General features: G+C 72.8%; 19 protein-coding genes. 5 read left to right on the top strand and 14 right to left on the bottom strand.

The genetic code is table 11. The features are described from left to right. Positions 1–67: 67 nt before the first annotated feature. Positions 68–526, bottom strand: a complete 459-nt coding sequence (locus ACTOQ2_RS26065; protein ID WP_440102962.1) for an ABC transporter permease — start codon at positions 524–526, stop codon at positions 68–70. A gap of 17 nt (positions 527–543) precedes the next feature. On the opposite strand from ACTOQ2_RS26065, the gene ACTOQ2_RS26060 reads away from it, so the two are divergent. The 3 genes from ACTOQ2_RS26060 (at position 544) to ACTOQ2_RS26050 (ending at position 1,543) form a co-directional block, all read left to right on the top strand. Then, a complete protein-coding gene (locus ACTOQ2_RS26060) occupies positions 544–657 on the top strand; it encodes a DUF397 domain-containing protein (protein WP_440102977.1) in 114 nt (37 codons plus the stop codon). 200 nt (positions 658–857) lie between these two features. Further along, positions 858–1,106 carry a type II toxin-antitoxin system Phd/YefM family antitoxin gene (locus tag ACTOQ2_RS26055; RefSeq protein ID WP_440102960.1) on the top strand — a complete coding sequence of 83 codons (249 nt, stop codon included), beginning with the start codon at positions 858–860 and terminating at the stop codon, positions 1,104–1,106. Beyond that, the gene (locus ACTOQ2_RS26050; RefSeq protein ID WP_440102958.1) at positions 1,103–1,543 is read left to right on the top strand and encodes a PIN domain-containing protein; all 441 of its coding nucleotides are present in this window, start codon (positions 1,103–1,105) and stop codon (positions 1,541–1,543) included. The genes ACTOQ2_RS26055 and ACTOQ2_RS26050 overlap by 4 nt, the downstream gene beginning before the upstream one ends. 208 nt (positions 1,544–1,751) lie before the next feature. On the opposite strand, the gene ACTOQ2_RS26045 is transcribed toward ACTOQ2_RS26050, so the two are convergent. Next, complete coding sequence (locus tag ACTOQ2_RS26045) at positions 1,752–2,204, bottom strand: Lrp/AsnC family transcriptional regulator (protein ID WP_362845710.1); 453 nt, start codon at positions 2,202–2,204, stop codon at positions 1,752–1,754. A 109-nt stretch (positions 2,205–2,313) separates the two neighbouring features. On the opposite strand from ACTOQ2_RS26045, the gene ACTOQ2_RS26040 reads away from it, so the two are divergent. After that, positions 2,314–5,802 (top strand): indolepyruvate ferredoxin oxidoreductase family protein, encoded by a 3,489-nt coding sequence (locus ACTOQ2_RS26040; protein ID WP_440102956.1) that lies wholly within the window; start codon positions 2,314–2,316, stop codon positions 5,800–5,802. Positions 5,803–5,968: 166 nt separating this feature from the next. Here the strand turns inward: ACTOQ2_RS26040 and ACTOQ2_RS26035 are convergent, their stop codons facing one another. The 3 genes from ACTOQ2_RS26035 to ACTOQ2_RS26025 all read right to left on the bottom strand — a co-directional run bounded on the left by ACTOQ2_RS26035 (position 5,969) and on the right by ACTOQ2_RS26025 (position 9,128). Next, the gene (locus tag ACTOQ2_RS26035; RefSeq protein ID WP_440102954.1) at positions 5,969–6,880 is read right to left on the bottom strand and encodes an aminoglycoside phosphotransferase family protein; all 912 of its coding nucleotides are present in this window, start codon (positions 6,878–6,880) and stop codon (positions 5,969–5,971) included. A gap of 69 nt (positions 6,881–6,949) precedes the next feature. After that, positions 6,950–7,969: a carbohydrate kinase family protein gene (locus tag ACTOQ2_RS26030; RefSeq protein WP_440102952.1), complete on the bottom strand. Its 1,020-nt coding sequence runs from the start codon at positions 7,967–7,969 to the stop codon at positions 6,950–6,952. Between the two features lie 94 nt (positions 7,970–8,063). Next, a complete protein-coding gene (locus ACTOQ2_RS26025) occupies positions 8,064–9,128 on the bottom strand; it encodes a LacI family DNA-binding transcriptional regulator (protein WP_440102950.1) in 1,065 nt (354 codons plus the stop codon). A 295-nt stretch (positions 9,129–9,423) separates the two neighbouring features. On the opposite strand from ACTOQ2_RS26025, the gene ACTOQ2_RS26020 reads away from it, so the two are divergent. Then, positions 9,424–10,713: an ABC transporter ATP-binding protein gene (locus ACTOQ2_RS26020; protein ID WP_362845700.1), complete on the top strand. Its 1,290-nt coding sequence runs from the start codon at positions 9,424–9,426 to the stop codon at positions 10,711–10,713. A gap of 90 nt (positions 10,714–10,803) precedes the next feature. Here the strand turns inward: ACTOQ2_RS26020 and ACTOQ2_RS26015 are convergent, their stop codons facing one another. The 9 genes from ACTOQ2_RS26015 to ACTOQ2_RS25975 form a co-directional block, all read right to left on the bottom strand. Further along, complete coding sequence (locus ACTOQ2_RS26015; RefSeq protein ID WP_440102948.1) at positions 10,804–11,532, bottom strand: hypothetical protein; 729 nt, start codon at positions 11,530–11,532, stop codon at positions 10,804–10,806. A 233-nt stretch (positions 11,533–11,765) separates the two neighbouring features. Then, a complete protein-coding gene (locus ACTOQ2_RS26010; RefSeq protein WP_440102947.1) occupies positions 11,766–12,404 on the bottom strand; it encodes an amino acid-binding protein in 639 nt (212 codons plus the stop codon). A gap of 94 nt (positions 12,405–12,498) precedes the next feature. Further along, positions 12,499–13,764, bottom strand: a complete 1,266-nt coding sequence (locus ACTOQ2_RS26005; protein ID WP_440102945.1) for a right-handed parallel beta-helix repeat-containing protein — start codon at positions 13,762–13,764, stop codon at positions 12,499–12,501. 181 nt (positions 13,765–13,945) lie between these two features. Next, positions 13,946–14,977, bottom strand: a complete 1,032-nt coding sequence (locus ACTOQ2_RS26000) for a methyltransferase (protein ID WP_440102943.1) — start codon at positions 14,975–14,977, stop codon at positions 13,946–13,948. A 97-nt stretch (positions 14,978–15,074) separates the two neighbouring features. Next, a complete protein-coding gene (locus ACTOQ2_RS25995) occupies positions 15,075–16,391 on the bottom strand; it encodes an MFS transporter (protein ID WP_440102941.1) in 1,317 nt (438 codons plus the stop codon). Next, positions 16,388–21,112, bottom strand: a complete 4,725-nt coding sequence (locus ACTOQ2_RS25990) for a non-ribosomal peptide synthetase (RefSeq protein ID WP_440102939.1) — start codon at positions 21,110–21,112, stop codon at positions 16,388–16,390. Before ACTOQ2_RS25990 ends, ACTOQ2_RS25995 begins: the two co-directional genes overlap by 4 nt. After that, entirely contained in the window at positions 21,109–21,792 is a 684-nt protein-coding gene (locus ACTOQ2_RS25985) for a DUF6875 domain-containing protein (RefSeq protein WP_440102937.1), read from the bottom strand. Before ACTOQ2_RS25985 ends, ACTOQ2_RS25990 begins: the two co-directional genes overlap by 4 nt. Further along, positions 21,789–23,270 carry an FAD-dependent oxidoreductase gene (locus ACTOQ2_RS25980; RefSeq protein WP_440102935.1) on the bottom strand — a complete coding sequence of 494 codons (1,482 nt, stop codon included), beginning with the start codon at positions 23,268–23,270 and terminating at the stop codon, positions 21,789–21,791. Before ACTOQ2_RS25980 ends, ACTOQ2_RS25985 begins: the two co-directional genes overlap by 4 nt. Continuing rightward, entirely contained in the window at positions 23,267–23,398 is a 132-nt protein-coding gene (locus ACTOQ2_RS25975) for a hypothetical protein (RefSeq protein WP_440066957.1), read from the bottom strand. The genes ACTOQ2_RS25980 and ACTOQ2_RS25975 overlap by 4 nt, the downstream gene beginning before the upstream one ends. Positions 23,399–23,668 lie beyond the last annotated feature (270 nt).

Raw genomic sequence — 23,668 nt, 5'->3', positions numbered from 1 at the left:
GACAGGCCTTTGACGAGGTCGCGCCCGTCGGCGGAGCGCACGCGCAGTCCCGTGACGTCGAGCAGGGTCATCGCGTCCTCCGCCGGGTCGGGTCGGCCACGTCCCTGAGGCCGTCGGCGATCAGGTTCACCCCGATGACGAGCACGACCAGCAGCACGCCGGGGGCGACGGCGCCGAGCGGCGCGGTGAGCACGGTCGCCTGGGCCTCCTGCAGCATGCGCCCCCAGGAGGCGTTGGGCGGGGGCGGGTCGAGCCCCAGGTAGGACAGGGACGCCTCGGCCAGCACGGCGAGCCCGAGCTGGAGCGCGAGGTTGACCAGCAGCGTCGGCCAGATGTTCGGCAGGACGTGCTCGGTCACCACGCACGGCCAGGAGGTTCCGGAGGTGCGCAAGGCCGTGACGAAGTCGTGGGCCAGCACGCGCTTGACAAGCACCCGGGTCAGCCTCGCCACGATCGCGGACATGCCCAGCCCGATCGCCAGGATCGCCGAGCCGAGCGACGCCGAGCGCACCGCGACGACGAGCATGGCCAGGAGGAAACCGCATCGAGGTCGCCGGAAACCTCCCCGGAGCCGTCGCCGTCCGCGACAGCGAGAACCCCGCGGGCCCGGCGCTCGCCTTCACCCAGGCGAGTGGAGCGCTTTCCTCACCGCAGTGAAATCGGGCCACTTCGGCTGACCGGTAAGACCGCCCTCGACAGCTCGGTCCGGAGCACCTGACCAGAACTCCGCTCTTGGTCGGGAATCGCACCCCTCGATCGTTTTCAGCGATCGGGCACGCGTACGGCTTCCCAACAGCGGAAACCAATACATCCGCGAACTCGCCTCAATGTAGTACATAAGTAGTACCATGGAGCGCATGGAAGCCACAGCCCGCGAGTTCAACCAGCAGTCCGCCCGTATCCTCGCCGCCGCCGAGCACGGAGAGACGGTCGCGGTCACCAAGAACGGTCGCCACATCGCCACCCTGGTGCCCGCCCACCAGGCCGAGCCGCCGCTCCCGTTCCCCACCGACCCCATGGGCGACGACGATCTCCCCCTGTTCGACGGACCCGCCGATCTGTCAGCACGGACCGACACGCTTCTGGCCGAGGGCTTCGGCCGGTGAGCGTGCCCGTGGCCATCGCTGACACCTCCGCTCTGCTGGCGACCTTCAACCGTCAGGACGCGGAACATGACGCATGCGTCAAAGCCCGCGCCCAGGTGGGCCACCTGGTCATCTCTCCGCTTGTCCTGGCCGAGCTCGACTACCTGATCAACAGCAGAATCGGCCAGCACGCCGCCTTTGCGATCCTCGACCACATCATGGGCAGAATCGATGTGAAACGGTATGAGGTACCCGAGGTGTCACCGCACCTGCGCACCGCCGGCGCGCTCATGAACCGCTACCGGACGATGAACATCGGCCTGACCGACGCGATGAACGCGGCTCTGGCGGCCGAGTTTCGGACCGACGCCGTCTTCACACTGGATCGTGAACACTTCCGTACGATCCGCCCGCTCACCGGCCACGAGTGCTTCCGACTCCTGCCCGACGACATCTGACGGAGCTGCCGCACAGGAACGGCAGGCAGGGGCGGTGCCGATGTCTGGGCGGCGACGGATCGACGACCGCCTACAACTCGTCGCCGACCTCTCAGGCTTCAGCCGCGCCAAGGGGCTCACCCCCTGCTGCCGTTACGGCGAGAGATCACACCTCAACAGAGATCATTCCGTTGAGCGCTGCAAGAGACGCCTCTCCGGGAGGCGCGGTTCACAGGGGCAGGACGCCGCCGGGCTTGAGGGCCTTCATGGCGATCTGCGAGGTGAGCTTGTCGAGACCGGGCAGGCGGCCGAGCCTCTCCAGGCAGAGCTGGCTGTAGGCGTCCATGTCGGGCACCGCCACCCGCAGCACGTAGTCGGGGCGGCCGAACATGCGCAGGCACTCCACCACGTCGTCGATCTCCATGACGGCGGCCTCGAAGGCGGTGACCGTCTCGGCGTCCTGGCCCTCCAACTCGACGTAGGCGACGACCTGGAAGCCCCGCCCCACGGCCGTCGGGTCGATCACGGCGCGGTAGCCGGTGATCACTCCGGTCTCCTCCAGGTTGCGGACCCGGCGCAGGCACGGCGAGGGGGTCAGCCGCACCCGCTCGGCCAGCTCCAGGTTGCTCAGCCGCCCCTCCACCTGCAGGAGACCGAGAATTGCGCGATCCGTCACATCCATGACATCGGATGCTAACGAGAGGGACCAACCTTGGAAAGTTTGACATCGAGTTTTGTTCTACCTGGCATAACCTTGCGGCAACGCAGGAGCGCCGACGACGGGACAAAACATGACGATCTTCGCAGACGCCCGGGAGATCTCCCCCGATGACCGCTACCTGCTCGACGAGGGCCAGGTCTTCATGACCGGAACCCAGGCCCTGGTCAGGGTGATCATCGACCAGATGCGCGCCGACGGAGCGGCGGGTCTCCGCACCGGCACGATGGTGTCCGGCTACCCCGGCTCCCCGCTCGGCGGCTTCGACCAGGAGCTGGCCCGCTCCCGCCGCCACACCGAGCCGCTCGGCGTGGTGCACCGCCCCGGGCAGAACGAGGAGCTCGGCGCCACCGCGGTCTGGGGCAGCCAGCTCGTGCCCGCGCTCCCCCGCCCGCGCACCTCCGGCGTGCTGGGCGTCTGGTACGGCAAGGCACCCGGCGTCGACCGCGCGGCCGACGCGTTCCGGCACGGCAACTTCGTCGGCGCCCACCCCGAGGGCGGCCTGATCGCGCTCTGCGGCGACGACCCGACCTGCAAGTCCTCCACCCTCCCCTCGGCGACCGAGGGCACGCTCGCCACGCTGGGCATGCCGGTCGTCCACCCCGGCAGCGTCCAGGAGCTGCTCGACCTGGGACGCCACGCGATCGCGGCGTCCCGGGCCAGCGGCCTGTGGGTCGCGGTGAAGGCCGTCTCCAACGTCGTGGACGGCACCGGCACCGTGGACGTCGGGCATGACCGGGTCGTCCCGGTCATGCCCGTCGTCGAGTACCAGGGCAGGCCGTACCGGCACGTGCCCGACGCCACCCTGCTCACCCCGTGGTCGCTGGAGATGGAGCGCACGCTCGTCGGCCCGCGCCTCGACCTGGCCCGCGCCTACGCCCGCGAGAACGGGCTCAACCGCGTCACCGCCGACCCCCGCGACGCCTGGCTGGGCGTCGTCGCCTCAGGGACCGCCTACTACGACGTCCGCGAGGGCTTCCGCAAGCTCGGCGTCACGCCGGAGCAGGCCGGTGTCCGCCTCCTGAAGATCGGCATGCTCTGGCCGCTGGACCCGGAGATCGTCCGGACCTTCGCCCGCGGGCTGTCGGAGATCCTCGTCGTGGAAGAGAAGGCCCCGCTGCTGGAGACCTCGGTCAAGGACATCCTGTACGGGACCGCCGACGCCCCCCGCGTGCTGGGCAAGCTCGACGAGAACGGCGCGCGGCTCATCCCCCGGCACGGCGCCGTCGACGCCGACCTGGCCGCCAAGGCCATCGCCTTCCGGCTGCGCCGCCGGGGCCTGACCGACCTCGGCGAGCGGGTGGAGAAGGGGCTCTCCGTCATCTCGCGCCCGGCGCCGCTGACGCTGCTCACCCCCAAACGCAGCCCCTTCTTCTGCTCGGGCTGCCCGCACAACCGTTCCACCGCCGTCCCCGACGGCGCGCCCGTCGGCGCCGGGATCGGCTGCCACACCATGGTGGTGCTCAACCGCGAGGGCAAGGGCACGCTCACCGGCCTGACCCAGATGGGCGGCGAGGGCGCGCAGTGGATCGGCCAGGCGCCGTTCACCGACACCCCGCACATCTTCCAGAACCTGGGCGACGGCACCTTCCACCACAGCGGCTCGCTCGCGGTCAGGGCCGCGGTCGGCGCGGGCGTCAACATCACCTACAAGCTGCTCTACAACAGCGCGGTCGCGATGACGGGCGGGCAGACGATCACCCCGGCCCTGTCGGTGCCCGACCTGACCCGCTGGCTGGAGACCGAGGGGGTGCGCAGGATCGTCGTCACCACCGACGAGCCCGAGCGCTACCGGGGTGTCAGGCTGGCGGGCATCGCCGAGGTGCGCGACCGGACGGCGCTGGAGGACGCCCAGCGCGAGCTGGCCGCGGTCCCCGGCGTGACGGTGCTCATCCACGACCAGCAGTGCGCGGCCGAGAAGCGGCGGCTGCGCAAGAAGGGCGACCTGCCCGACCCCGCCAGGCGGGTGGCGATCAACCAGCGGGTCTGCGAGGGCTGCGGCGACTGCGGCCAGAAGTCCGAATGCCTGTCCGTGCTGCCGGTGGAGACCGAGTTCGGCCGCAAGACCGAGATCCACCAGTCGTCCTGCAACAAGGACTACTCGTGCGTGGAGGGCGACTGCCCGTCCTTCCTGACCGTCCTGCCCGCGAAGGGGAAGGCCGCCGCGAAGAAGCGCGCCGCGGTGCCCGCGCCGCCGGAGATGCCCCTCCCCGAGGCGCGCACCGGGGAGACCTCGATCAGGCTGGTCGGCATCGGCGGCACCGGCGTGGTGTCGGTCGCGCAGATCCTCGGCACCGCCGCGATGCTCGACGGCAGGCGGTCGCGGGGGCTCGACCAGACCGGCCTGGCGCAGAAGGGCGGCACGGTCGTCTCCGACATCCTCATCTTCGACGGTGACGGCGACCGCTCGGCGCGGGGCGGCGCGGCCAGCGTGGACGCCTACCTGGCGCTGGACCTGATCGGCGCCACCGACCCCGCCCACCTGGCCGCCGCCGACCGCGACCGTACCGTGGCGGTGGTCTCCACCAGCCTGGTGCCGACCGGTTCGATGGTGCTCGACCCGTCCACCCACCTGACCGACACGGCCTCGCCGATCGGCGCGCTGGAGTCGCGGACCCGGCGCGAGCTGAACGTCTACCTCGACGCCGAGGGGATGGCCCAGGCGCTGTTCGGCGACCACATGCCGGCCAACACGATCATCGTGGGGGCCGCCTGGCAGCGCGGGCTCATCCCGCTCGGCCTGGAGTCGATCGAGCGGGCCATCCGCGCGGGCGGCGGCCGGGCCGCCGAACGGACCGTCGCCGCCTTCCACTGGGGCCGCGCGGTGGTCGCCGCCCCCGAGGCCGTGGCGGCGGCGACCCGCCCCGCCGCCCCGGTCGCGTCGCCGCCCGGCCAGGAGACGGTACGGCTGGTCGACGCGGTCGCCGAGCCCGGCACCGAGCTGCACCGGATCCTCGCGGTCCGGGTGCCCGACCTCGTCGCGTACCAGAACGCGCGCTACGCCGCCCGGTACGCCGACGCGGTCCGCGCGGTCCTCGCCAGGGAGCGGGAGGTCTCCCCCGGGAGCACCGCCGTCACCGAGGCCTACGCTCGGCAGCTGCACCGGCTGATGGCCTACAAGGACGAGTACGAGGTGGCGCGCCTGCACCTCGACCCGGCCGAGCGGGCGCGGATCGCCGCCGAGTTCGGCCCCGGCGCGCGGGTCTCCTACAACCTGCACCCGCCGTTCCTGCGCGCCCTGGGCATGAGGCGCAAGCTCCGCCTCGGCGCCTGGTTCGACCCGGCCTTCCGCCTGCTGTACGGCATGCGCGCGCTGCGCGGCACCCGGCTGGACCCGTTCGGCCTGGGCGGGGTGCGCGGGACCGAGCGGGAACTCGCCGCCGAGTACACCCGCGACGTGCACCGCGCGCTGGACCACCTGCGCCCGGAGACCGGGGAGCGGGTCCGCGAGCTGGCCGAGCTGCCCGAGGTGGTCCGCGGCTACGAGCACGTGAAGCTGCGCAACGTGGCCGCCTACCGCGCCTCCGCCAGGGCAGTCCTCGACGAGCTGACCGGCGAGTAGGGTCCGCGCCCCCGGTGCCGGAACGGCGAGGCCCCGCCAAGGGCACGGGAGCGGCGTACGGCGGCGCCCGGAGCCGGGCCAGGGCGAACGCGCGGAGCTCCGGAGCGTCCACCGGCGACCCCGGCGGAGGCCCGGTCGCCGGTGCCGGCGGGGTCAGCCGGCGGGGTCAGCCGGCACAATCGTGGTCGGCCAGGACCTCGTCGATGACGCGGCGGTGACCCGCGGCTCGCCGCTCGTCCCCGTCGATGTCCTGCACCAGGCTGATCAGGGCCTTCCACAGCGCCCAGCCGCGAGCCCGCGCCCACGTGGCGGGCTCCTGGCCGGCGGCGCCGCGGAAGGCCTCCCGGCTCTCGCCGGAGAACATCGTCCACGCGATTACCAGGTCGCAGGCGGGGTCACCGACGCCCGAGGTCCCGAAGTCGATGACGGCGGCCAGCTTGCCGTCCCTGACCAGCAGGTTGCCGCTCGCGATGTCGCCGTGGAACCACACCGGCGGCCCGGACCAGGTCGCCTCGAGGGCGGCGTCCCACACGGCCGACGCCCGGGTGGTGTCGACGCGGCCGTCCAGCACGGCGAGGGAGCGGCGTGTCTCGTCGTCGTAGTGAGCCGGTGACGCGCCCCGGTGAAAGCTGTGCGCGCCCGCCGGCGGCCCGCCGGTCGCGTCCACGCCCTGCAGGGCGAGAAGGAAACCGGCGACCGAGACCGCGAACCCGGGCAGGTCGTCGATGCGGTCGAGACTCGCGGTCTCGCCGTCCAGCCAGCCGCGGATCGACCAGCTGAACGGGTATCCCTCGCCCGGAGCCCCCTTCGCCAGCGGGGTGGGAACGGCGACAGGCAGCGACGAGGCGAGGATCGGCAGCCATCGATGCTCCTTGTCGACCGCCGGGACGTAGCCGGCGGCGGTGGGAAGACGCGCCGTCATCTCGTCACCGAGACGGTAGGTGCGGTTGTCCCACCCGTCGACCTCGACCGGGGTCACGGGAAGGGCGCTCCATCGCGGGAACTGGGTCGCGACCAGTCGCCTCACCAGCGCCGCGTCGATGCCGGCGCGCCCGTCGCCGTACGGGATCTCGGCCATCCCGAGAGTGTGTCGGCCGTTCCCCCCGCCGGGCAAACGGTTTTCGGCGTCCCTCGGAGGTGGACGCCGTCACGTACCCGGGAGGCGGGCGGGTTCCCACGCACGGCCGAGCTCCCTCGCGCGGCCGAGGAGGTCCGGCTCGCCGATGGGGTTCTCGTGGGTGCCCGCCGACGTGCAGGCGTGGGCTCCGGCGACGGCGCCGAGGGGGATGGAGTCGTCGAGGGAACGCCCGGAGAGCAGCCCGTACAGGACCCCCGAGACGAACGCGTCCCCCGCGCCGTTGCTGTCGATCACCGGTCCCGGCAGGGGGGCGGCGGGGAAGCGGCGGAAGCCGTCCGCGTCCTGGACGCGGCAGCCCTCGGCGCCCTCCGTGCAGACCACGGCCCTCGCCCGGCCGCGCGCCAGGATGTCGCGCATGACCTCGTCGCGGCGCGGGCCGAGCGCGGTGGCCGACAGGAAGACCAGGTCGGAGGAGTAGGCGAAGTCCCGGTGGTGGTCGTTCTCGCCGTCCCAGTCGTGCAGGTCGGTGGAGACGGACCCGCCGCCCAGGACGGTCCCCGCGGCCGATGCGGGCCCGGCGGCCGGTTCGGGCCCCGTGTCCTGCTCGGGTCCGGTGCGCGGGCCGGACCCGGTACGCAGGTCGGGGTAGACGTACCGGGAGAAGTCGGTGATCGACACGTGGACGTGCCGGGCCGCGCGGACCGCGTCCAGATAGAGCTCCCTGGGCAGCCGCTCACCCGTCGCGGCGCGCGGGTCGAACAGCGAGGTGCGCCGCCCGTCCGGGCCGACGAGCAGGATGCTGCGCCGGGTCCCCTGCGGTGCGAGCGCCCAGCCGGTGTCCACCCCCTTCTCCGCGAAGTGCGCCCGGATGAACCGGCCCTGCGGGTCGTCGCCGATCAGGTCGACCAGCTTGACCCTCAGCCCGAGCGCGTGGCAGCCGAGGGCGACACCGCTGCCGGTGTTGCCGATCCGGTCGATCACCGGCGGGACCGCGTAGGTGTCGGCGTACGGCAGGGGAAGCGCGGGCACATAGACGGTGGTGTCGACGCCGGTGCCGCCGATGACGACGACGTCGTGACCAGTGTTCATCGGGCCATGTTCCCACCGGTTCCCACCGGTTCCCACCGGTTCCCACCGGTTCCCACCGGTTCCCACCGGTTCCCACCCGGCCGGACGCGTGCCCCTAGCGGCTGACCAGGGGACCGGAGCCGGTCGAGCGGCGGACGACGAGCTCGGGCTGGAACATCAGCTCGACATGTTTGGCGCGGACCCCGTTGATCTCCTCCAGGAGGGTCGCCACCGCCGCCGAGGCCATCGCGCCGATGGGCTTGCGCACGGTGGTCAGCGGCGGGTCGGTGAACGCGATCAGCGGCGAGTCGTCGAACCCCACCACCGACACCTGCCCCGGTACGGAGAGCCCGCGGTCTCGGCAGGCCCGGATCGCGCCCAGCGCCATCAGGTCCGAGGCGCACACGATCCCCGTGCAGCCGCGCTCCAGCAGCTGCGCCGCGGCGGCCTGGCCGCCCTCCACCGAGAACAGCGAGTGCGAGATCAGCCCGTCGACGTCCGTGACGCCGAGCAGCTGGGACATAGCCTGCCGGTAACCCTCGATCTTCCTGATCACCGGCACGAACCGGCGCGGCCCCACCGCCAGGCCGATGCGCTCGTGCCCGAGGTCGGCCAGGTGCTGCACGGCCAGCCGCGCCGCGGCCCGGTCGTCCGGGGAGATGAAGGGCGCCTCGACGCGCTCGCTGTAGCCGTCGAGCAGGACGATCGGCAGCCCGCGCTCGATCAGGCGCGTGTAACGGTCCATCTTGGCCGTGGTGTCGGCGTGCAGCCCGGAGACGAAGACGATGCCGCTCACCCCGCGGTCCATCAGGAGTTCGGTGAACTCGTCCTCCGGGGCGCCCCCGGGCAGCTGGGTGCAGAGCACCGGGGTGTAGCCGTGCTGGGTGAGCGCCTTCTCGATGGCCTGGGCGAAGGCCGGGAAGATCGGGTTGTCCAGCTCCGGGGTGACCAGGCCGACCAGCCCGTTGCTGCGCTGGCGCAGCCGCTGCGGGCGCTCGTAGCCCATCAGGTCCAGCGCCGTCAGCACCGCCTGCCGGGTCGACTGCGACACGCTGGGCTTGCCGTTGAGCACCCGGCTGACCGTGGCCTCGCTCACCCCGGCCTGGGCGGCGATGTCGGCCAGCCGGATCGTCGTCCCGTCGGAGCGGAAGCGTGAGGGCTGCGCGAGCTCACCGTCCATCAAGCAGTCACCCCACCATGCGGCTGAACCGGGCGCGAACCGATCGGCATCCGGCGCCCTCTATGAAATTCGTTTCTGCAACTTTTCGCAAATTGTAACATTTCAACCTTCGTGCTGGTGCTCCGGTAAAGGCTTGATGTCACGACCGACCGTCACGCCCGGGAACGGAGAAGTAACCATTAGATGAGCGATTTCTAACGACATCTATGGACACACGGGCAAGTGTCGCGATGTACTACCTCATCAATCACATGGCTGGGATCCGGGCGGGGGCGTCCGGGAGGAACGAGCGCGCATGAGTACCGTCGTCCTCGACAACGTGAGCAAGGTATACCCGGGTGGATACCTCGCGGTCGACCGCATGAGTCTGCGCGCGGAAAACGGGGAGTTCCTCGTCCTGTTAGGCCCTTCCGGCTGCGGCAAATCCACCCTGCTCCGGATGATCGCGGGGCTGGAGGAGGTCACCGAAGGGGACCTGTGGCTGGGCGGCACGCTCGCCAACGAGCTCGCTCCCCGCGACCGCGACGTGGCCATGGTGTTCCAGAACGGGGCGCTCTACCCGCACCGGACGGTACGCGGCAACATCGCCTTCCCCCTGGAGATCGCGAAGGCCGACCCCGCGATGGTCAGGGAGCGCGTGACGGAGCTGTCCAAGGCGTTGCACATCGACGAGACCCTGGAACGGCGCCCTGGAACGCTCTCCGGCGGCCAGCGCCAGCGCGTGGCGATGGGCCGCGCGATCGTCCGCCAGCCCTCGCTTTTCCTGATGGACGAGCCGCTCTCCAACCTGGACGCGGGCATGCGCACCGAGTTGCGGATGGAGATCTCGTCGCTGGTCCGCTCCCTCGGGGTGACCACGATCTACGTGACGCACGACCAGGTCGAGGCCCTCACGCTGGCCGACCGGATCGCCATCATGAACCGCGGCGTCCTGCAGGACGTCGGCACTCCCGGCCAGGTCTACAACGACCCCGCGACCGCCTTCACCGCGGCCTTCCTCAGCTCCCAGCAGATCAACCTGCTCGCGGCCACCGTACGGACCCCGCAGAACCAGTTCATCCTGCTGGACTTCGGCCCGCACCAGATCATGATCCCCTGGACCGATCCCAGGGCGTACGTCATCTCCCAGCACGTGGGCCACCAGATCATCGTCGGCCTGCGCCCGGACTGCCTGGCCCCGGTCCCCGACAGCTTCGAGGGCCCGACCTTCCTCGGCCGCGTCCGCGCCCTGGAGTACCACGGCCACGAGTGGCTCGCCTACGTCGAGAGCGGGCTGACCTCTGTGGCCGTGCCCGAGCCTCCCGACCCCCGGCACAAGGCCAACGGCCTGGGCGTCCCCCTCGTCGGCGGGCGGATCCGCTCGGTCCTGCGGCGGCTGATGCCCGGCGGCGTGTTCGACGAGGACGCCGAGCCGCAGCAGCAGCAGGAGCACGTCAGCGGCCACCACCGCCGGGCCGACCTCATCGTCCGCCTGGGCTCCCGCCCGGTCTGGCGGTCCGGAGAGCCCGCCAGGGTCGGTGTCGACGTCACCCGCCTGATGCTCTTCACCATGGACGGCGCCCGCATCGACCCGCCGCAGCGCTGACGCGGCGCCGCCCCGGAGCCACCCGCGGCATCGGGGCGGTACGGCGCCGGCCGTACGGGGCCGGGGCGCCTGCCGCGGGAGGCGAGGCGGTCAGACCGGTCTGATCGTCTCGCCGATCCGGTCGAACAGCTCCTGCTTGCCCCCGGTGTCGGTGCTGAGCGTGACGATGCAGGTCCTGTCCTCGACCGGCACGTAGTACTGGGTGCCCCGGACGTTGACGCCGTTGGTCTCGAACGAGTAGACGAGCCGCGCCACCTCCCTGGAGCCGATCCGCACCTTCCCCGTCTCGATGACCTTGGCGTTGAGCTGTTCCAGCTGGGATCTGGTCTCCCTGAGCAGCTGTTCCGTCGAGATCTGCCGGCCGGCCTGGCAGAAGGCGTTGAGGTTGGTGGGGAAGCCGTTCCTGGAGGTCTTCGCCGAGTCGGCGTCCGACGCCCAGATGCCGTTGTTGTCGACCAGGGTCTGCAGGCTCCTCTTCGCCTGTTCCAGCGTGGGACCCGACAGGCCGCTGCTCTTCAGCCCCTTGTCGAGATCGTCCTTGGTCAGGTCGAGCGCCACCCATTCCTTCGGGACCGCGACGGTGACACCGTTGGCGGGTCCCCCGATCTGCTTGAACCCCTCCGGCACGGGTGCGGCGCTCCCCGGGGAGCCGGCGGTGGGGGTGGCGCTCTGTCGGGGGCCGGGACTTCGCTCGAGGTCGGAGCCTCGCACCGGGGCCGCCGAAGCGGCGTCCGTGACGGCCTGGCTCCCCCCGCAGGCTGTACCGGCTCCCAGACACAGCCCCAGCAGGATCATCGTCACGTGGTGGCGCTTAGGCATCAGGCTGCCCTCCTCGCGGACCCGCGGGGGCCCGGTACCGATACGACCAGCGGCGTCTATCGGGGGGAGATCTGATGCGGGTGTGCGCGACGGCCACCGTCCCGCCGGGCGGACCCGGCCGCCCGCGGTGGGCGGGAGCGGGCACAACGGACAAAAGGCGCGGTCACCGAAGGTGGCACCGAGCCACTCCTAGCCTTCCTACCCCATAACCGACATATCGGAAACGCGGGCACTTAGGAGGATCGGCTCATGATGGAGACGATCTCCAGGACGCGAATGGCACGGTCCAGCTCCGCGCGGTGGAAGGGCGGGCCGTCGGCCCTGACCAGGACCAGGTGCCGGCTCGTGTCCGGCACCGGGAGGCTCATCAGCTGGTGCCGCCCGGAACCGAGGACGGCGGGGCGCAGCGTGGCGAGGTCTGCCGCCTTGACCCCGACGAGGCCACCCGTCTCGTCGAGGGCCATCGGAGCCTGCCAGCTGCGATGGAGGAGATCTCCGCTCTCCGGCGACAGGATCACCGCCCACTCGGCGCTCACCAGGTCGGGCATGGCGTCCACGAGGGTGGCGAAGGCCCTGCCGGGATCGGCTGCGACGTGCTTCAGCAGGTCGTAGTCGGGCGCGGTGCCGGGTGTCTCGCGGGTGGGCCAGACGCCCTCGACGCGCATCCCGGGAACACTGGAGAGGCGGTCCTTGACCGTCTCCGCGTCCACGGTGCCGGGCCAGGAGACGGTGAAGTCGTCCACCGCCCGGCCGAGCTCGCGTTCCAGGACCGTCACCTGGAGGATGTCCGCACCCAGCGTGCCGAGCACCCGGGCCGCCTGGCCCAGTGCGCCCGGCCTGTCCGGGAAGGAAACACGTAGCCGCAACATCATGCCGATCACCTCGCTCTGCGCACCAGACTGTCCTAGCCAGGTTTCACGAAGGTTCCGGGGAGATGTCCAGAATAAGACCCAAAACGGGTAAAAGTCAGGACTGATAGGCCCCGGCGGCGGGGGTCGCGGACAGCGTGGCACCGGAGAGGTCACGGGCCAGGCCCGCCCCGCCGTACCAGGTGGGGCCGAGTTTGACGCCGCGGCCGAGCGCCGGGGAGCCGGGGCGCAGGCGCAGGTCCGTCCGGCTCCTGAAGCGGGGGTCGGCCATGATCGACCGGGGGCCGAGCTTGAACTTGCGGGAGCGGCCCTTGTAGACGCCGGCGTCCTCGTCGGCCCCCTTGCCGTCCTCGAAGCCCACCTCGCCGCCGACCACGATGATGTTGTTGCGCAGCTTCAGGATCGCCGGGGAGCAGCCGTCGTGGCAGGCCCAGCCGAGGGTCTTACGGGCGGGCAGGTAGACCGAGTTGTGCACCGCGACGGTGCCCTTCACCGGCCCGACCACGTGACCGGCGCCCCGGGTGACGAGAAAGGAGCCCCTGCGCGAGGAGGTGACCACGTTATGGGCGAAGATGTTGCCCCCGGCGGTCTTGCCCTTCTGCGCGCCGAGCTCGACGAAGGTCTCGTTGTTCCTGGCGACGTTGTGGGTGATCCGGTTGCGGTCACCGTTGAACACCTCCACGGCGGCGCCGTCGGTTCCGTAGTCCTTGCTGCTCGCGTAGCTGCCGGTGATCACGTTTCCGGTGACGAGGTTGTCGTCGCCGTTGAGCAGCACGCCGAACGCGCCGGAGTCGTCGTCGCCGCCCTCGTCGTTGACGCTCATGCGGTTGTTGTCGCTCAGGACGCTGTTCTTGACGACGTTGCGCGCGCCCATGAAGTGGACCCCGGCGATGTTGCGGTCGGCGATGACCCGGTCGAGCTCGTTGCGGCTGCCGCCGACCTCGAAGCCGGCCCACTGGCAGTTGCTCGCCCGCACCCCCACGACCCGCACGTAGGAACCCGAGATCACCACGCAGGCCGCGTCCCTGCCGCTGATCCTCGGGGCCGCGCCCTCGCCGTACGGCTCGACCGAGATGGGGCTGGCGGCGGTGCCCCGGCCGGACAGCGTCAGCGCGCCCGGCCAGCTGCCGCCGCGCTTGAGGCGCACGATGTCGCCGGGGCCCAGGGTGGCGGCGTTGACGTTGTCCAGGCTGCGCCAGGCCGTCGCGGCCGAGGTCCCGGCGGCGGAGTCGTTTCCTGACCTGGAGTCGACGTAGTAAACGGTGCCCGCCGCGGCCGCGGCGGCTCCGGGCACGGCGACGAGCATGTTTCCCGCCACGAGAACCCCCGCCACGGGAGCGGCCCACAGCCTCGTCGATTTCATTCTGGTACGCTCCATCGCCGTCACCGCCAGTACGTCAGCGCCGATCTTCGCACACCCGGGGTTCACTCAGCGATCCGCGCGAAGGACGCACAGCCGGTCGTTACCTCCGCTTCACCCGGCGGGCCGGGGGCGGCCGCTCCACCCCGGCGGGCCGGGCGGGCCCGGTCGCCGTCCGTGCGGCTCACGCCCTGGTGGCGATGATCAGAAGGTGGGCCGGGGAGCGCGTCAGGACATACTCCTGCGGTCCGTGACAACCGGCCTCGGCGAGCCACCGGATGATCGTCTCCGGGGAGTACAGCCGCCCGCCCTGGGTGTGGTGCAGGTTGAGCTCGAAGAGCGGGGTGAAGGCCCGCGCCGCCGTGTCGCCCGGATGGCCGGGATCCCGGTCGAGGACCAGCACGACCCCGCCGGGGCGCAGCGTGCGCGCCGCGGCCCGCAGCAGGGCCGAGGCCTGCTCCTCGCCGAAGCCGTGCAGCAGGTTGAACAGCAGCACGGCGTCCTGGTCCCGGTACGGAAGATCGTCCAGGATGTCCCCGGCGAGGAGGGTGACGCGGTCGGCCATCCCCGCCGAGGCCACCGCCGGGCGGCCCGCCTCGATCCCCGAGGGCAGGTCGACGACGGTGGCGCGCAGGTCCGGCCGGTCGCGGCAGTAGGCGATGCTGTAGCGGGCGTGCCCGCCGCCCAGGTCGAGCAGCCGGGAGGCGCCGCCCGGCAGGGGGGCGACGGCGGCGATCTCCTCCGCCAGCCACCCCGCTTGGTCCTGGAGCAACCGCTGGAAGCGGGCCAGCACCTCGGGGCGCCCAGCCAGCCAGGCGTAGAAGTCGGCGCCGCGCCTGCCGGAGCGCACCGACTCCTCCAGCCCGCCCCAGAGCCCGGCCAGGACCTCCTGCCAGAACAGCAGCATGTTGCCGTACCCGCCGAGCAGCGGGCGGGACACGGCGGTGAGCGCGTACCCGCCGGGCTCGCAGGTCACGTACCCGGTCGCGGCGAGCGCGCCGAGCAGGACGCGCAGGCCCTCCCGGTCTGCGCCGAGCCCGGCGGCCAGGTCGGGCAGGTCTCTGGGCCCGTCCGCCAGGGCCTCGAACAGGCCGAGCCGGAGCCCTGCCGCGGCGGCGTGCGCCGACATGGCGCCGATCACGTCGAGATGCGGACCGGGCGCCTCTCCGCTCTCCAGGTAGCGGCGGGCTTCCTCGGGTGTCAGGTGCAGCGGCATCGGACCTCGTTCGTCAGGGTCGCGGTTCGTATGGGCGGGGTGCGTGAGGGTCGCGGTTCCGAAGATTTCTCGCGGGGGTGCGGTTCCGGGGCGGGGGTCAGGAGACCGGGGCGGGTGCGGTGTCCGTTCTGTGCGCGTCGGGGATCTCGCGCTCCAGGCGGCGGAGCCGGGGAAGGACGAAGGTCGTGACCGCGAGGACGACGAGCAGCAGCCCGTCGACCAGGAAGATCAGGGCGGTGCCCCTGCCGGGGCCCGTCCCGATCAGCTCCCCGACGCTCCCGGCGAGCGCGCCGCCCGGCATCAGCAGGGGACCGGTCAGATGCTCGGCGGCGGGCGCGGCGCTCAGGTAGGCGATGGGCATCGCGCACTGGGACAGGGTGCGCGCCGTGGCGAGCACCCGGCCGAGCGCCCCCGCCTCCGTCTTGAGCTGCAGGACCGTCATCACGCAGCCGTTGACCACCGGCAGGACGAACAGGAAGGCGGGGGCGACCACCGCGATGAGCACCACCGAGGGCGACAGCCCGTGCGCGGCCAGGGCGAGCCCGCCCGCCGCCATGAAGAGGCTCATCCCGGTGATCCTGCGGCGCGGCCCTCCCCACAGGCCCATGACCAGGCTTCCCGCGAACAGTCCCGCCCCGCCGGCGAACACCAGCACCCCGAGCGTGGCGGGCCCGGTGAACGACAGGATGAGCGGGCGGATCAGCACCCCCGCGACGGCGAACACGAGGTTGAACGCGGCGAAGACCGCCACCAGGGGGAACAGCCCGTGGGAACGCAGGTGCCGCAGCCCGAAGAGCAGGTCGGTGCCCAGCGACGGCGGGCTCGCGACACTCTCAGGCCGGGTGACCGACCTGGGCAGCCTGGTCGCCAGGACCACGACCGTCGCGACGGCGAACGACAAGAGGTCCAGCAGGAGCACCCCGCGCACTCCCACCACCTCCAGCAGCGTCCCCGCCGCCACCGGGGCCGCGATCTGCAGCCCCCAGGTGGCCTGCATCAGCCCGTTGGCCCGGCCCAGGTGGCGTTCGGGGACCAGCAGCGGCGTCATCGCCTGGTAGACGGTGAGGTGGAAGGTCCCGCAGATCGCGCCGATCGCGGTGGCGACGTAGACGTGCCACACGGCCAGGCTCTGCGCCTGGACGATCACCAGCAGCGCGGCCGTCGACAGCGCCGCCCCGCAGTCGCTCAGCACGAGCACCCACTTCCTGTCGAAGCGGTCGACGATCACCCCGGAGAAGGGGGTGATGAGGATGCCGGGCAGCGTGGCGCAGAGCATGGTGAGGGCGAACTGGGTCTCGGATCCGGACTCCTGGTAGACCCAGACGCTGAGCACGAAGCCGGTGAGGCTGGAACCGATCACCGACACCAGCTCGGCGGACCAGATGCCGGCGAACCTGAGCGCGTCGGCTCTCAACGGAGCCCTCCTTCCGCGGACGTCCCGGTGGACGTCCCGGTCTCGGCGGACGTCCCGATGGACGCCCCGGCGGGTTTCCCGGTGGCCTTCCGGGCGGGTCTCTCGTTGGAGGCCTCGGTGGAGGCCTCGGAGGGCGTCCGGGGAGACGTCCAGGAAAGGGGTCCGGGACACGTTTCGAGGAACGCGAGATAGCGGCCGATCAGGGCGGCGCCGGGCGGCGGGCAGGCGAACGAGGTGTCGAACCTCGGCCCGCGCGGTCCCGGCGGCTCCTCACCCAGATCGGCGGCGAACGGCCCCATGGCGACCGGCTCGCCCGTGGCGGAGCGCCGCAGGATCTCCGCCCGCCAGCGCTCCCAGGGGACGAGCTCGACGTCGTACCCGTGATCGAGCAGGGCCGCCGCCATCTGCCGGTAGGTGATCCCCTCGGCGTCGAAGTAGTGGAAGTCGCGCCCCGCCGACGCCGGGTCCAGCAGCCTCGCGGCGATGGCGGCGGCGAGGTGGTCGACGGGGATGACGTCCTCGGTGACCGGGATGTCGGGCACCATGCGGAGCTGGACGAACGTGGCGAGCAGCCGGTTGAGGTAGTCCGCGGGGTCGCCCCTGCCGGTGAGGCTGTGGCCGCCGACCCGCGCGGGCCGGTGGACCGTCACGGGCAGGCCGTGCTCGCGGGCCCGCCGCGCCACCGCGTCGGCGACCCACCTGGTCTGGTAGTACGGGGAGTCCAGCCCGGCGGGGTCGTCCGGGGCCTCGTCCTCGGTGATCGGGCGGTCCCGGCCCGCCCGGCCCAGGTACACGCCGAGGGTGGAGACGGTGTGCAGCGGGGTCGGCCGCAGGTGCGCGGCCAGCCGGACCATCTCCACGGTCCCGCCGACGTTCACGGGGCCGAGCATCCGGTACGGCTGGACGAAGTTGACGATCCGCCCGGTGTGGCAGATCAGGTCGATCCCCTCCGCCACGGCGTCGTGGACGCCGGGCTCCAGCCCCAGCCGGGGCGCCGCCAGGTTCCCGGCCAGACCGGTGACCCTCTCCCGGTAACCGGGCCTCCAGAGGCCGTGCCGGGTCAGGACGTCACGGACCCGGCCGGCGGCGGCGTGCTCGTCCCCCGCCCTGACCAGGCACACCACCTCGGGAACGCCCCGGTCGAGCAACTCGGCCAGCAGGTGCGCCCCGAGGAGGCCCGTCGCCCCCGTCAGCAGCACCCGCCCGGGCCACCCCGCCGCCGCCCCGCCCGGCGCGGAGCCAGCCGGGCGGAGGACGCCGCCCCCGTTCACCGGTGCGCCGGACACGGAACCGGGCGCCTCGCCCCCGTCCCCCGGCACGCCGGACACGGAAGCGGACGTCTCGCCCCCGTTTCCCGGCACGCCGCGCGCCGGGGCGAGGGCGTCGCGCACATCGCCGGGCAGCACGGCCAGCGCCCTCAGGTCGTCGTCCCCGAGGGCCGGCTCCGGCGTGGCCGCGGAGGCCGCGAACTCCGCCAGGTCGGCCGTCTCGAAGAGACCGCCGAGGGAGAGCTCGACCCCGGTCTCCCCGCGGACCTCGCCGAGCACCCTGGCGGCCAGCAGCGAGGATCCGCCGAGGGCGAAGAAGTTGTCGTGGCGTCCCACCCGGGGAAGGCCCAGCACCCGGGCCCACACCCCGGCCAGCGCCGTCTCCAGCGGGCCGCGCGGCGGGACGTACCCGGGCGCGTCCCGCGAGGCGTCCGGGAGCCGCCCGGTGTCGATCTTCCCGTGCGGTGTGCGCGGGATCTCGTCGAGCGGTACGAGCACGGCGGGCACCATGTGCCGGGGCAGCCGCTCGCGCAGGAAGCCCCGAAGCTCCTCGGTGTCGGTGGTGCGCGGCGCCACGTAGCCGACGAGCCGGTCCCCCTCGGGGGAGGCCACGACGGCCGCGTCCCGCACCCCCGGGTGCGCCACGACGGCGGACTCGATCTCGGCGGGCTCGATCCGGTAGCCGTTGACCTTCAGCTGCCGGTCAACCCGCCCGAGGAACTCCAGCGTCCCGTCGGGCAGGTATCTGGCCAGGTCCCCGGTCCGGTACATGCGGGCCCCCTCGCGGCCGGCGTGGGGGTCGTGGACGAACCGCGCCTCGGTCTCCTCCGGCCTGGCGACGTAGCCCCGGGCCAGGCAGTCACCTCCCAGGTGGAGCTCGCCCGGCGTGCCGGTGGGCGCCAGGCCGCCCCTGCGGTCGAGGACGTACGCGCGGACGTGCGGCAGGGGGCGCCCGATCGGCAGGTGTTCCCGCCCGGCCGCCTCGGCGCCGTCGCGGGTGCGGTGCACCGTGGCGCACACGGTCGCCTCGGTCGGGCCGTAGTGGTTGAACAGCTCGACCCGGCCGCCGGTGGCGGCGGCCCAGGCGCGGACCGCCCAGAGCGGCACCCGCTCTCCCCCGACCATCATCGTGGTGACCGGCCAGCCGTCGGGCACCGCTCCGGGCGCCAGTCCGGCCGCCCACCCGCGCCACAGGGAGGCCGCGGTGTCGACCGCGGTCACGCCGTGCCGCGCGCAGAAGCGCACCAGTTCCGGCCCGTCGAGCAGGGCGGGGTCGGGGTGCAGCACGACGGCGGCCCCCGAGCACAGGGCGGGGAACACGTCCCCCACCGAGGCGTCGAAGGTCAGCGGCGGCAGCATCAGCACCCGCCCGCCGGGCCCGAACCCATGGATGTCGCGGAACGACCCGGTCAGCCGGGCGAGGGTCCCGTGGGTCACCATCACCCCCTTGGGCCGCCCGGTGGACCCCGACGTGTAGATCACGTACGCGAGGTCCTCCGGTCCCGCGGGCGGCACCTCACCGAGGTCCCCGGGGTCCCCGGCCTCCTCCGCGGCCCCGGCGGTGAGAACCGCGCCGGGGTAGCCCGCGAGCGCGTCCCGGTGCTCGTCGGAGGTGACGGCGGCGACCGCCCCGGCCTCCAGGAGTATCCCGGCGATCCGGCCCGGCGGGTCGGCCGGGTTGAGCGGCAGGTAGGCGGCTCCGGCCCTCAGCGCGGCGAGCAGGGCGACGACGGCGTCCTCGCCGTTCGGCAGGACGACGGCGACGACGGACTCGCGCCGGGCCCCCGCCTCCCTCAGCCGCGCCGCCAGCCGCGCCGAGCGGCGTTCCAGTTCGCCGTAGCCGATCGTCCCCGCCTCCGAGACCAGCGCGGGAGCGGCGGGGGTCTCGGCGGCCCGCCGGGCGATGAGCTCGTGGACCGCCGTGAACTCCTCGACGGGCCGGGAACCGGAAGCCGCCGTGAGGCCCCCGGCGGGCCGGAGACCATGGACCGCCGTGAGGTCCCCGGCGGGCCGGGGGTCGCGGGGCTCAGGACCGCCGTCGGGCGTGCCCCCGCCCAGGGACCGCTCACCCCCTGGGAAACCGCCGTGCGAGGCGTCCGGCGTACCGGCGTGGACCTCGTCGTGGAGCGGGATCTGCCAGACCCGCAGGTCCGGCGTGGCGGTGAAGGCGGACAGGAAGACGACGACGTGGCGCAGGAACCGGTCGACGGTGACCTCGTCGTAGAGGTCGGCGGAGTAGTCGGCGTGCAGCTCGATCCCTCTCTCGCTCACGCTCACGACGAGGGTGAGGTCGAAGCGGGCGCCGGGCGAGGACTCGTCGAGTTCCCAGGTCTCCGTGGTGAGGTTCGCCGCCCGCTCGGTGGACCGGCCTCCCTCCCCCATGACGAGCAGTGTCTGGAAGACGGGGTTCCTGCGCAGGTCCCGGGGGGCTCCGGCCAGGTCGGCGATCTCCTCGAACGGCGTCGCCTGGTGGCCGAGCCCCCTGATGACCGAGCCGCGCACGGCGCGCAGGAGCTCGGCCAGGGTGGGGTCGGCCCGCAGGTCCGTCCGCACCGGGATGAGGTTGATGTAGCAGCCGACCGAGCCTTCCAGCTCGATCAGGTGCCGGTTGACCAGGGCGGTCCCGACGACCACGTCCTCCTCGTCGGAGTGCCTGGCCAGGGTGGCGGTCATCGCCGACATCGCGATGACGAACAGGGTGACGCGCCGCGCCTTGACGAGGGCGTACAGGTCCGCCACCAGGGTGTCGGGCAGGCGCAGGGAGCGGCGGGCTCCGCCCCGTACGGGTTCGCGAGGCCGGGCCCTGTCCTGTGGGAGGGTGGTGACGGCGGGCGCGCCGGACAGGTGCTCGCGCCAGTGGGCCAGCCCCGCCTCGTGCCCCGCCGCCCCCTGCCCGGCGAGCCAGGCGGCGTAGTCGGGGAACTGGGCGGAGACCGGCCCCGGCGGTTCCTCGCCGTCGACCAGGACCCGGTAGCAGGCCCAGAGGTCCTCCTCCAGGATCCCGAGCGAGGGCGCGTCGCACATGATGTGGTGCAGGCACCAGCCCAGGATGTGCTCCCCGGCCGCGAGCCTGATCAGTACGGCCCGGTGCAGCGGGGCTCCGTCGAGGGTGAACCTGCGCGAGAGCACGTTCCTGAGGATGTCGTGCGCCCACTCCTCGTCGGGCGCGTCCACCACCCGCAGTTCCGGCCCGCTCTCCCGTACCACCTGGGCGGGTCCCTCGGCTCCCTCGACGATGACCAGGCGCAGCGCCTCGTGCCGGCCCACGACGGCGGTGAAGGCCGCGCGCAGCGCCTCCGTGTCGAGCGGCCCGACGAGTCGCTGGAAGGTCCAGCAGACGTAGGACGCCCCGCCACCGGCCCCGGCCCCGGCCCGGTCGAGGAACCACAGGCGTGCCTGGGCGGGGGTGAGCGGGACGGGCGCGGCGGGGTCGCGGCGCGCGGGCGGTATCACTCGGTCCCCTCCATGACGGCCTCCATGACGATCTCTCGCAGATGGGCGGGCACCCTGCCGTCGAACCGGGTCAGGTACGCGCGCCGGTGGGCCGGGTCCCCCCACAGGAAGGGGAGGTCCGTGGCGACCATGTGGCGGATCGCGAGCAGCGGCACGGGACCGGCCAGGGGGCGCAGCGACGGGTTCCACAGCCCGGGTTTGTCGGGCGGCCCGTCGTGGAACTCCCCGATCATCAGGCCCTCCTCGACGAAGGCGTCCTTCAGCGCGTTCTGCGCGCCGTCGACGAACTCCAGGCGGTCGCCGAGGCGGGGAAGGAGCAGCAGGATCGTGGTGAACACGGCTTCGGGCCCGTCCAGCGGCGCGAGCCGGACGAACCAGGCCCGGTAGGGCTCCACCGCGGCGACGATGTCCTCGACGGTCTCGACGGTCCCGACGGCGCGGGCTCCCGCCTCGGGCACCGCGAGGTAGAACCTGTTGCGGCTCAGCGAGCCCTGGGCGTACGGGCAGACCGGGCCGTTGCGGCCCAGGTCGGGGTGCGGGCGGCACAGGTAGGTCCCGGCCCAGTCGACGACGGCCCGCAGCGCGTCCCGGTGGGCGAGGACCTCCGGCGGCGGGGACGGGGCGTCGAGGTCGGCGACCTCGATCAGGCGGAGCGACGGGTCGTCGGGGTGCGTGATCACGGGGCCGTCCTCCGCGGCGAGGAGCCGATCCGTACGGCCGCGAGGGCGGCTCCCGCGGCCAGCCCTGCGGCCAGCCCGGCGCCCGACCAGCGCAGCACACGGTCCTGCCGGTGGGCCCGGCGCAACGCCTCGCCGTAGGGCATGTCGGTGTGCGAGACCATGGTGTAGAGCGGCCGCCACAGGGTGGGGAAGGCGCGGTTCAGCGCGAGGTCGGCCTGCCTGCGGGCCAGCCGCAGCGGTGAGCGGGTGCCGTCGCGCAGGTCGGCGAAGTTCCGCTCCGACAGGTCGGCCAGGATGTCGGTGTGCGGTTTGCGCAGTCGCTGGTACTCCTCGAACGCGGCCGCGCGGTCGCCGGGGTGCCGGACGAGGCAGCCGTCGAGCACCAGGCAGTCCTCCAGGGCCGAATTCATGCCCTGGCCGTAGAACGGGTAGACCGCGTGGGCGGCGTCGCCCGCCAGGACCACCCGGTCCGCGTGGTGCCAGCGCGAGGTGCGGATGGTCACCAGGTTCCCGACCGGGTTGGCGGCGTACTGCGCGGCCAGGTCGGGCACGAGGTCCACCACGCCGGGGAACGTCCGCAGGAAGAAGCGGGTGACGTCCCGCTCCCCGGAGAGCTCGGCGAAGCCGGGGGCACCGGAGTGCGGCAGGAAGAGCGTCGCGGTGAGCGAGCCGTCCACGTTGGGGTGGGCGACGATCAGGGCGTTCTCACCGGGCCAGACGTGCAGCGCCTCCAGCGGGACGCGGGAGGCGCCGCCGGGGGCGGCGGGGATCGTGAGTTCCTTGTACCCCCATTCGAGGAACTCCTGACGATAGTCGGCGGCGAGCCCTCGCTGCATGGCGGCGCGTACGGCGGAGAACGCTCCATCCGCGCCGACCACGAAGTCCGCGCGGGCCTCGCGCGTCTCCCCGGTGATCGCGTCAGCCAGGGTCAGCTCCCCGCTCTCGCGGTCGACTCCCGCGCAGCGGACGCCGAAGAGGTGCCTCACCCCCTCGTGCGCGGCGGCGCTCTCGACGAGGAGGGTGGTCAGCTCATCCCTGCGGACCGAGTAGAGGATCTCCCCCGGGTCGGTGCCGTACGCCTGGAAGGCCGCGGGCCTGCCCGGACGGTGGATCATCCGTCCCCGCATGGGCACGAGCCTGTCCCCGAGAGCGTTCCACAGGCCGACGTGCCGCAGGGCGCGGATGCCGCGGGCCGACAGGCCCAGGTTGATCGAGCGTCCCTCGCCGTCGCCCTTGCCGTCGCGCGGGTCGGGGCGCATGTCGTAGACGTCGACCGGGTGGCCGCGGCGGGCGAGGAGGACGGCGAGCAGCGATCCCGCCGGGCCCGCCCCGACGACCGCGGCCCTGTCCTCTGAGGCGGGGTGGACGGCGGCGGGGTGGACGGCGGCGGGGTGGGCCTCGTGGCGGCGGGTGCCGCCGGGTAAGCCTGACAGGTCAGGTGTGCCAGGCGTACCGGGTAAGTGGGATGCGTCCGTCACGGCGTCTCCTCCGGTCCCATGGCGCGGCACGAGGGCGTGCCCGCGCGGTCGTGAATCGGAACGGTGAGCCGGGAAGGATCGGCGATCATGGCGAGCTGAGCGATCTGGGCGAGGTCGTGCACACTCAAAACCGGCCTCCTGGGGCGGGCGCGCGAGATCGACGGGTCGAAAGAGGGTGAGGTCCCGGACCGCGGGCGGCCCGGATCAAAACGTGCCGAGCGGAAGAACCGGCGGCTCTGGCGGCCTTCGCGATGTTCGAGGGGGCCGGCGGCTCTGGCGGCCTTCGCACTGCCCGGGAGGACCGGCGGCTACGGTCTTCGCGGTGTTCCGGAGGACCGGCGGCTGCGGCGGTCCTCTCGGTGTGAAGATCTCGGAGTATAGAGATCGGCGGGCACACC

Origin of the sequence: Streptosporangium sp. H16, from assembly GCF_051918855.1 — a bacterium.
GTDB lineage: Bacteria > Actinomycetota > Actinomycetes > Streptosporangiales > Streptosporangiaceae > Streptosporangium.
This window is presented reverse-complemented; position numbering and strand designations above follow the sequence as displayed.

Bases quoted from the DNA above. Each gene is read 5' to 3' on its own strand.
- ACTOQ2_RS26065 (WP_440102962.1), bottom strand. From the start codon at position 526: ATGCTCGTCGTCGCGGTGCGCTCGGCGTCGCTCGGCTCGGCGATCCTG.
- ACTOQ2_RS26055 (WP_440102960.1), top strand. From the start codon at position 858: ATGGAAGCCACAGCCCGCGAGTTCAACCAGCAGTCCGCCCGTATCCTC.
- ACTOQ2_RS26045 (WP_362845710.1), bottom strand. From the start codon at position 2,204: ATGGATGTGACGGATCGCGCAATTCTCGGTCTCCTGCAGGTGGAGGGG.
- ACTOQ2_RS26040 (WP_440102956.1), top strand. From the start codon at position 2,314: ATGACGATCTTCGCAGACGCCCGGGAGATCTCCCCCGATGACCGCTAC.
- ACTOQ2_RS26035 (WP_440102954.1), bottom strand. From the start codon at position 6,880: ATGGCCGAGATCCCGTACGGCGACGGGCGCGCCGGCATCGACGCGGCG.
- ACTOQ2_RS26030 (WP_440102952.1), bottom strand. From the start codon at position 7,969: ATGAACACTGGTCACGACGTCGTCGTCATCGGCGGCACCGGCGTCGAC.
- ACTOQ2_RS26025 (WP_440102950.1), bottom strand. From the start codon at position 9,128: ATGGACGGTGAGCTCGCGCAGCCCTCACGCTTCCGCTCCGACGGGACG.
- ACTOQ2_RS26020 (WP_362845700.1), top strand. From the start codon at position 9,424: ATGAGTACCGTCGTCCTCGACAACGTGAGCAAGGTATACCCGGGTGGA.
- ACTOQ2_RS26015 (WP_440102948.1), bottom strand. From the start codon at position 11,532: ATGCCTAAGCGCCACCACGTGACGATGATCCTGCTGGGGCTGTGTCTG.
- ACTOQ2_RS26010 (WP_440102947.1), bottom strand. From the start codon at position 12,404: ATGATGTTGCGGCTACGTGTTTCCTTCCCGGACAGGCCGGGCGCACTG.
- ACTOQ2_RS26005 (WP_440102945.1), bottom strand. From the start codon at position 13,764: ATGAAATCGACGAGGCTGTGGGCCGCTCCCGTGGCGGGGGTTCTCGTG.
- ACTOQ2_RS26000 (WP_440102943.1), bottom strand. From the start codon at position 14,977: ATGCCGCTGCACCTGACACCCGAGGAAGCCCGCCGCTACCTGGAGAGC.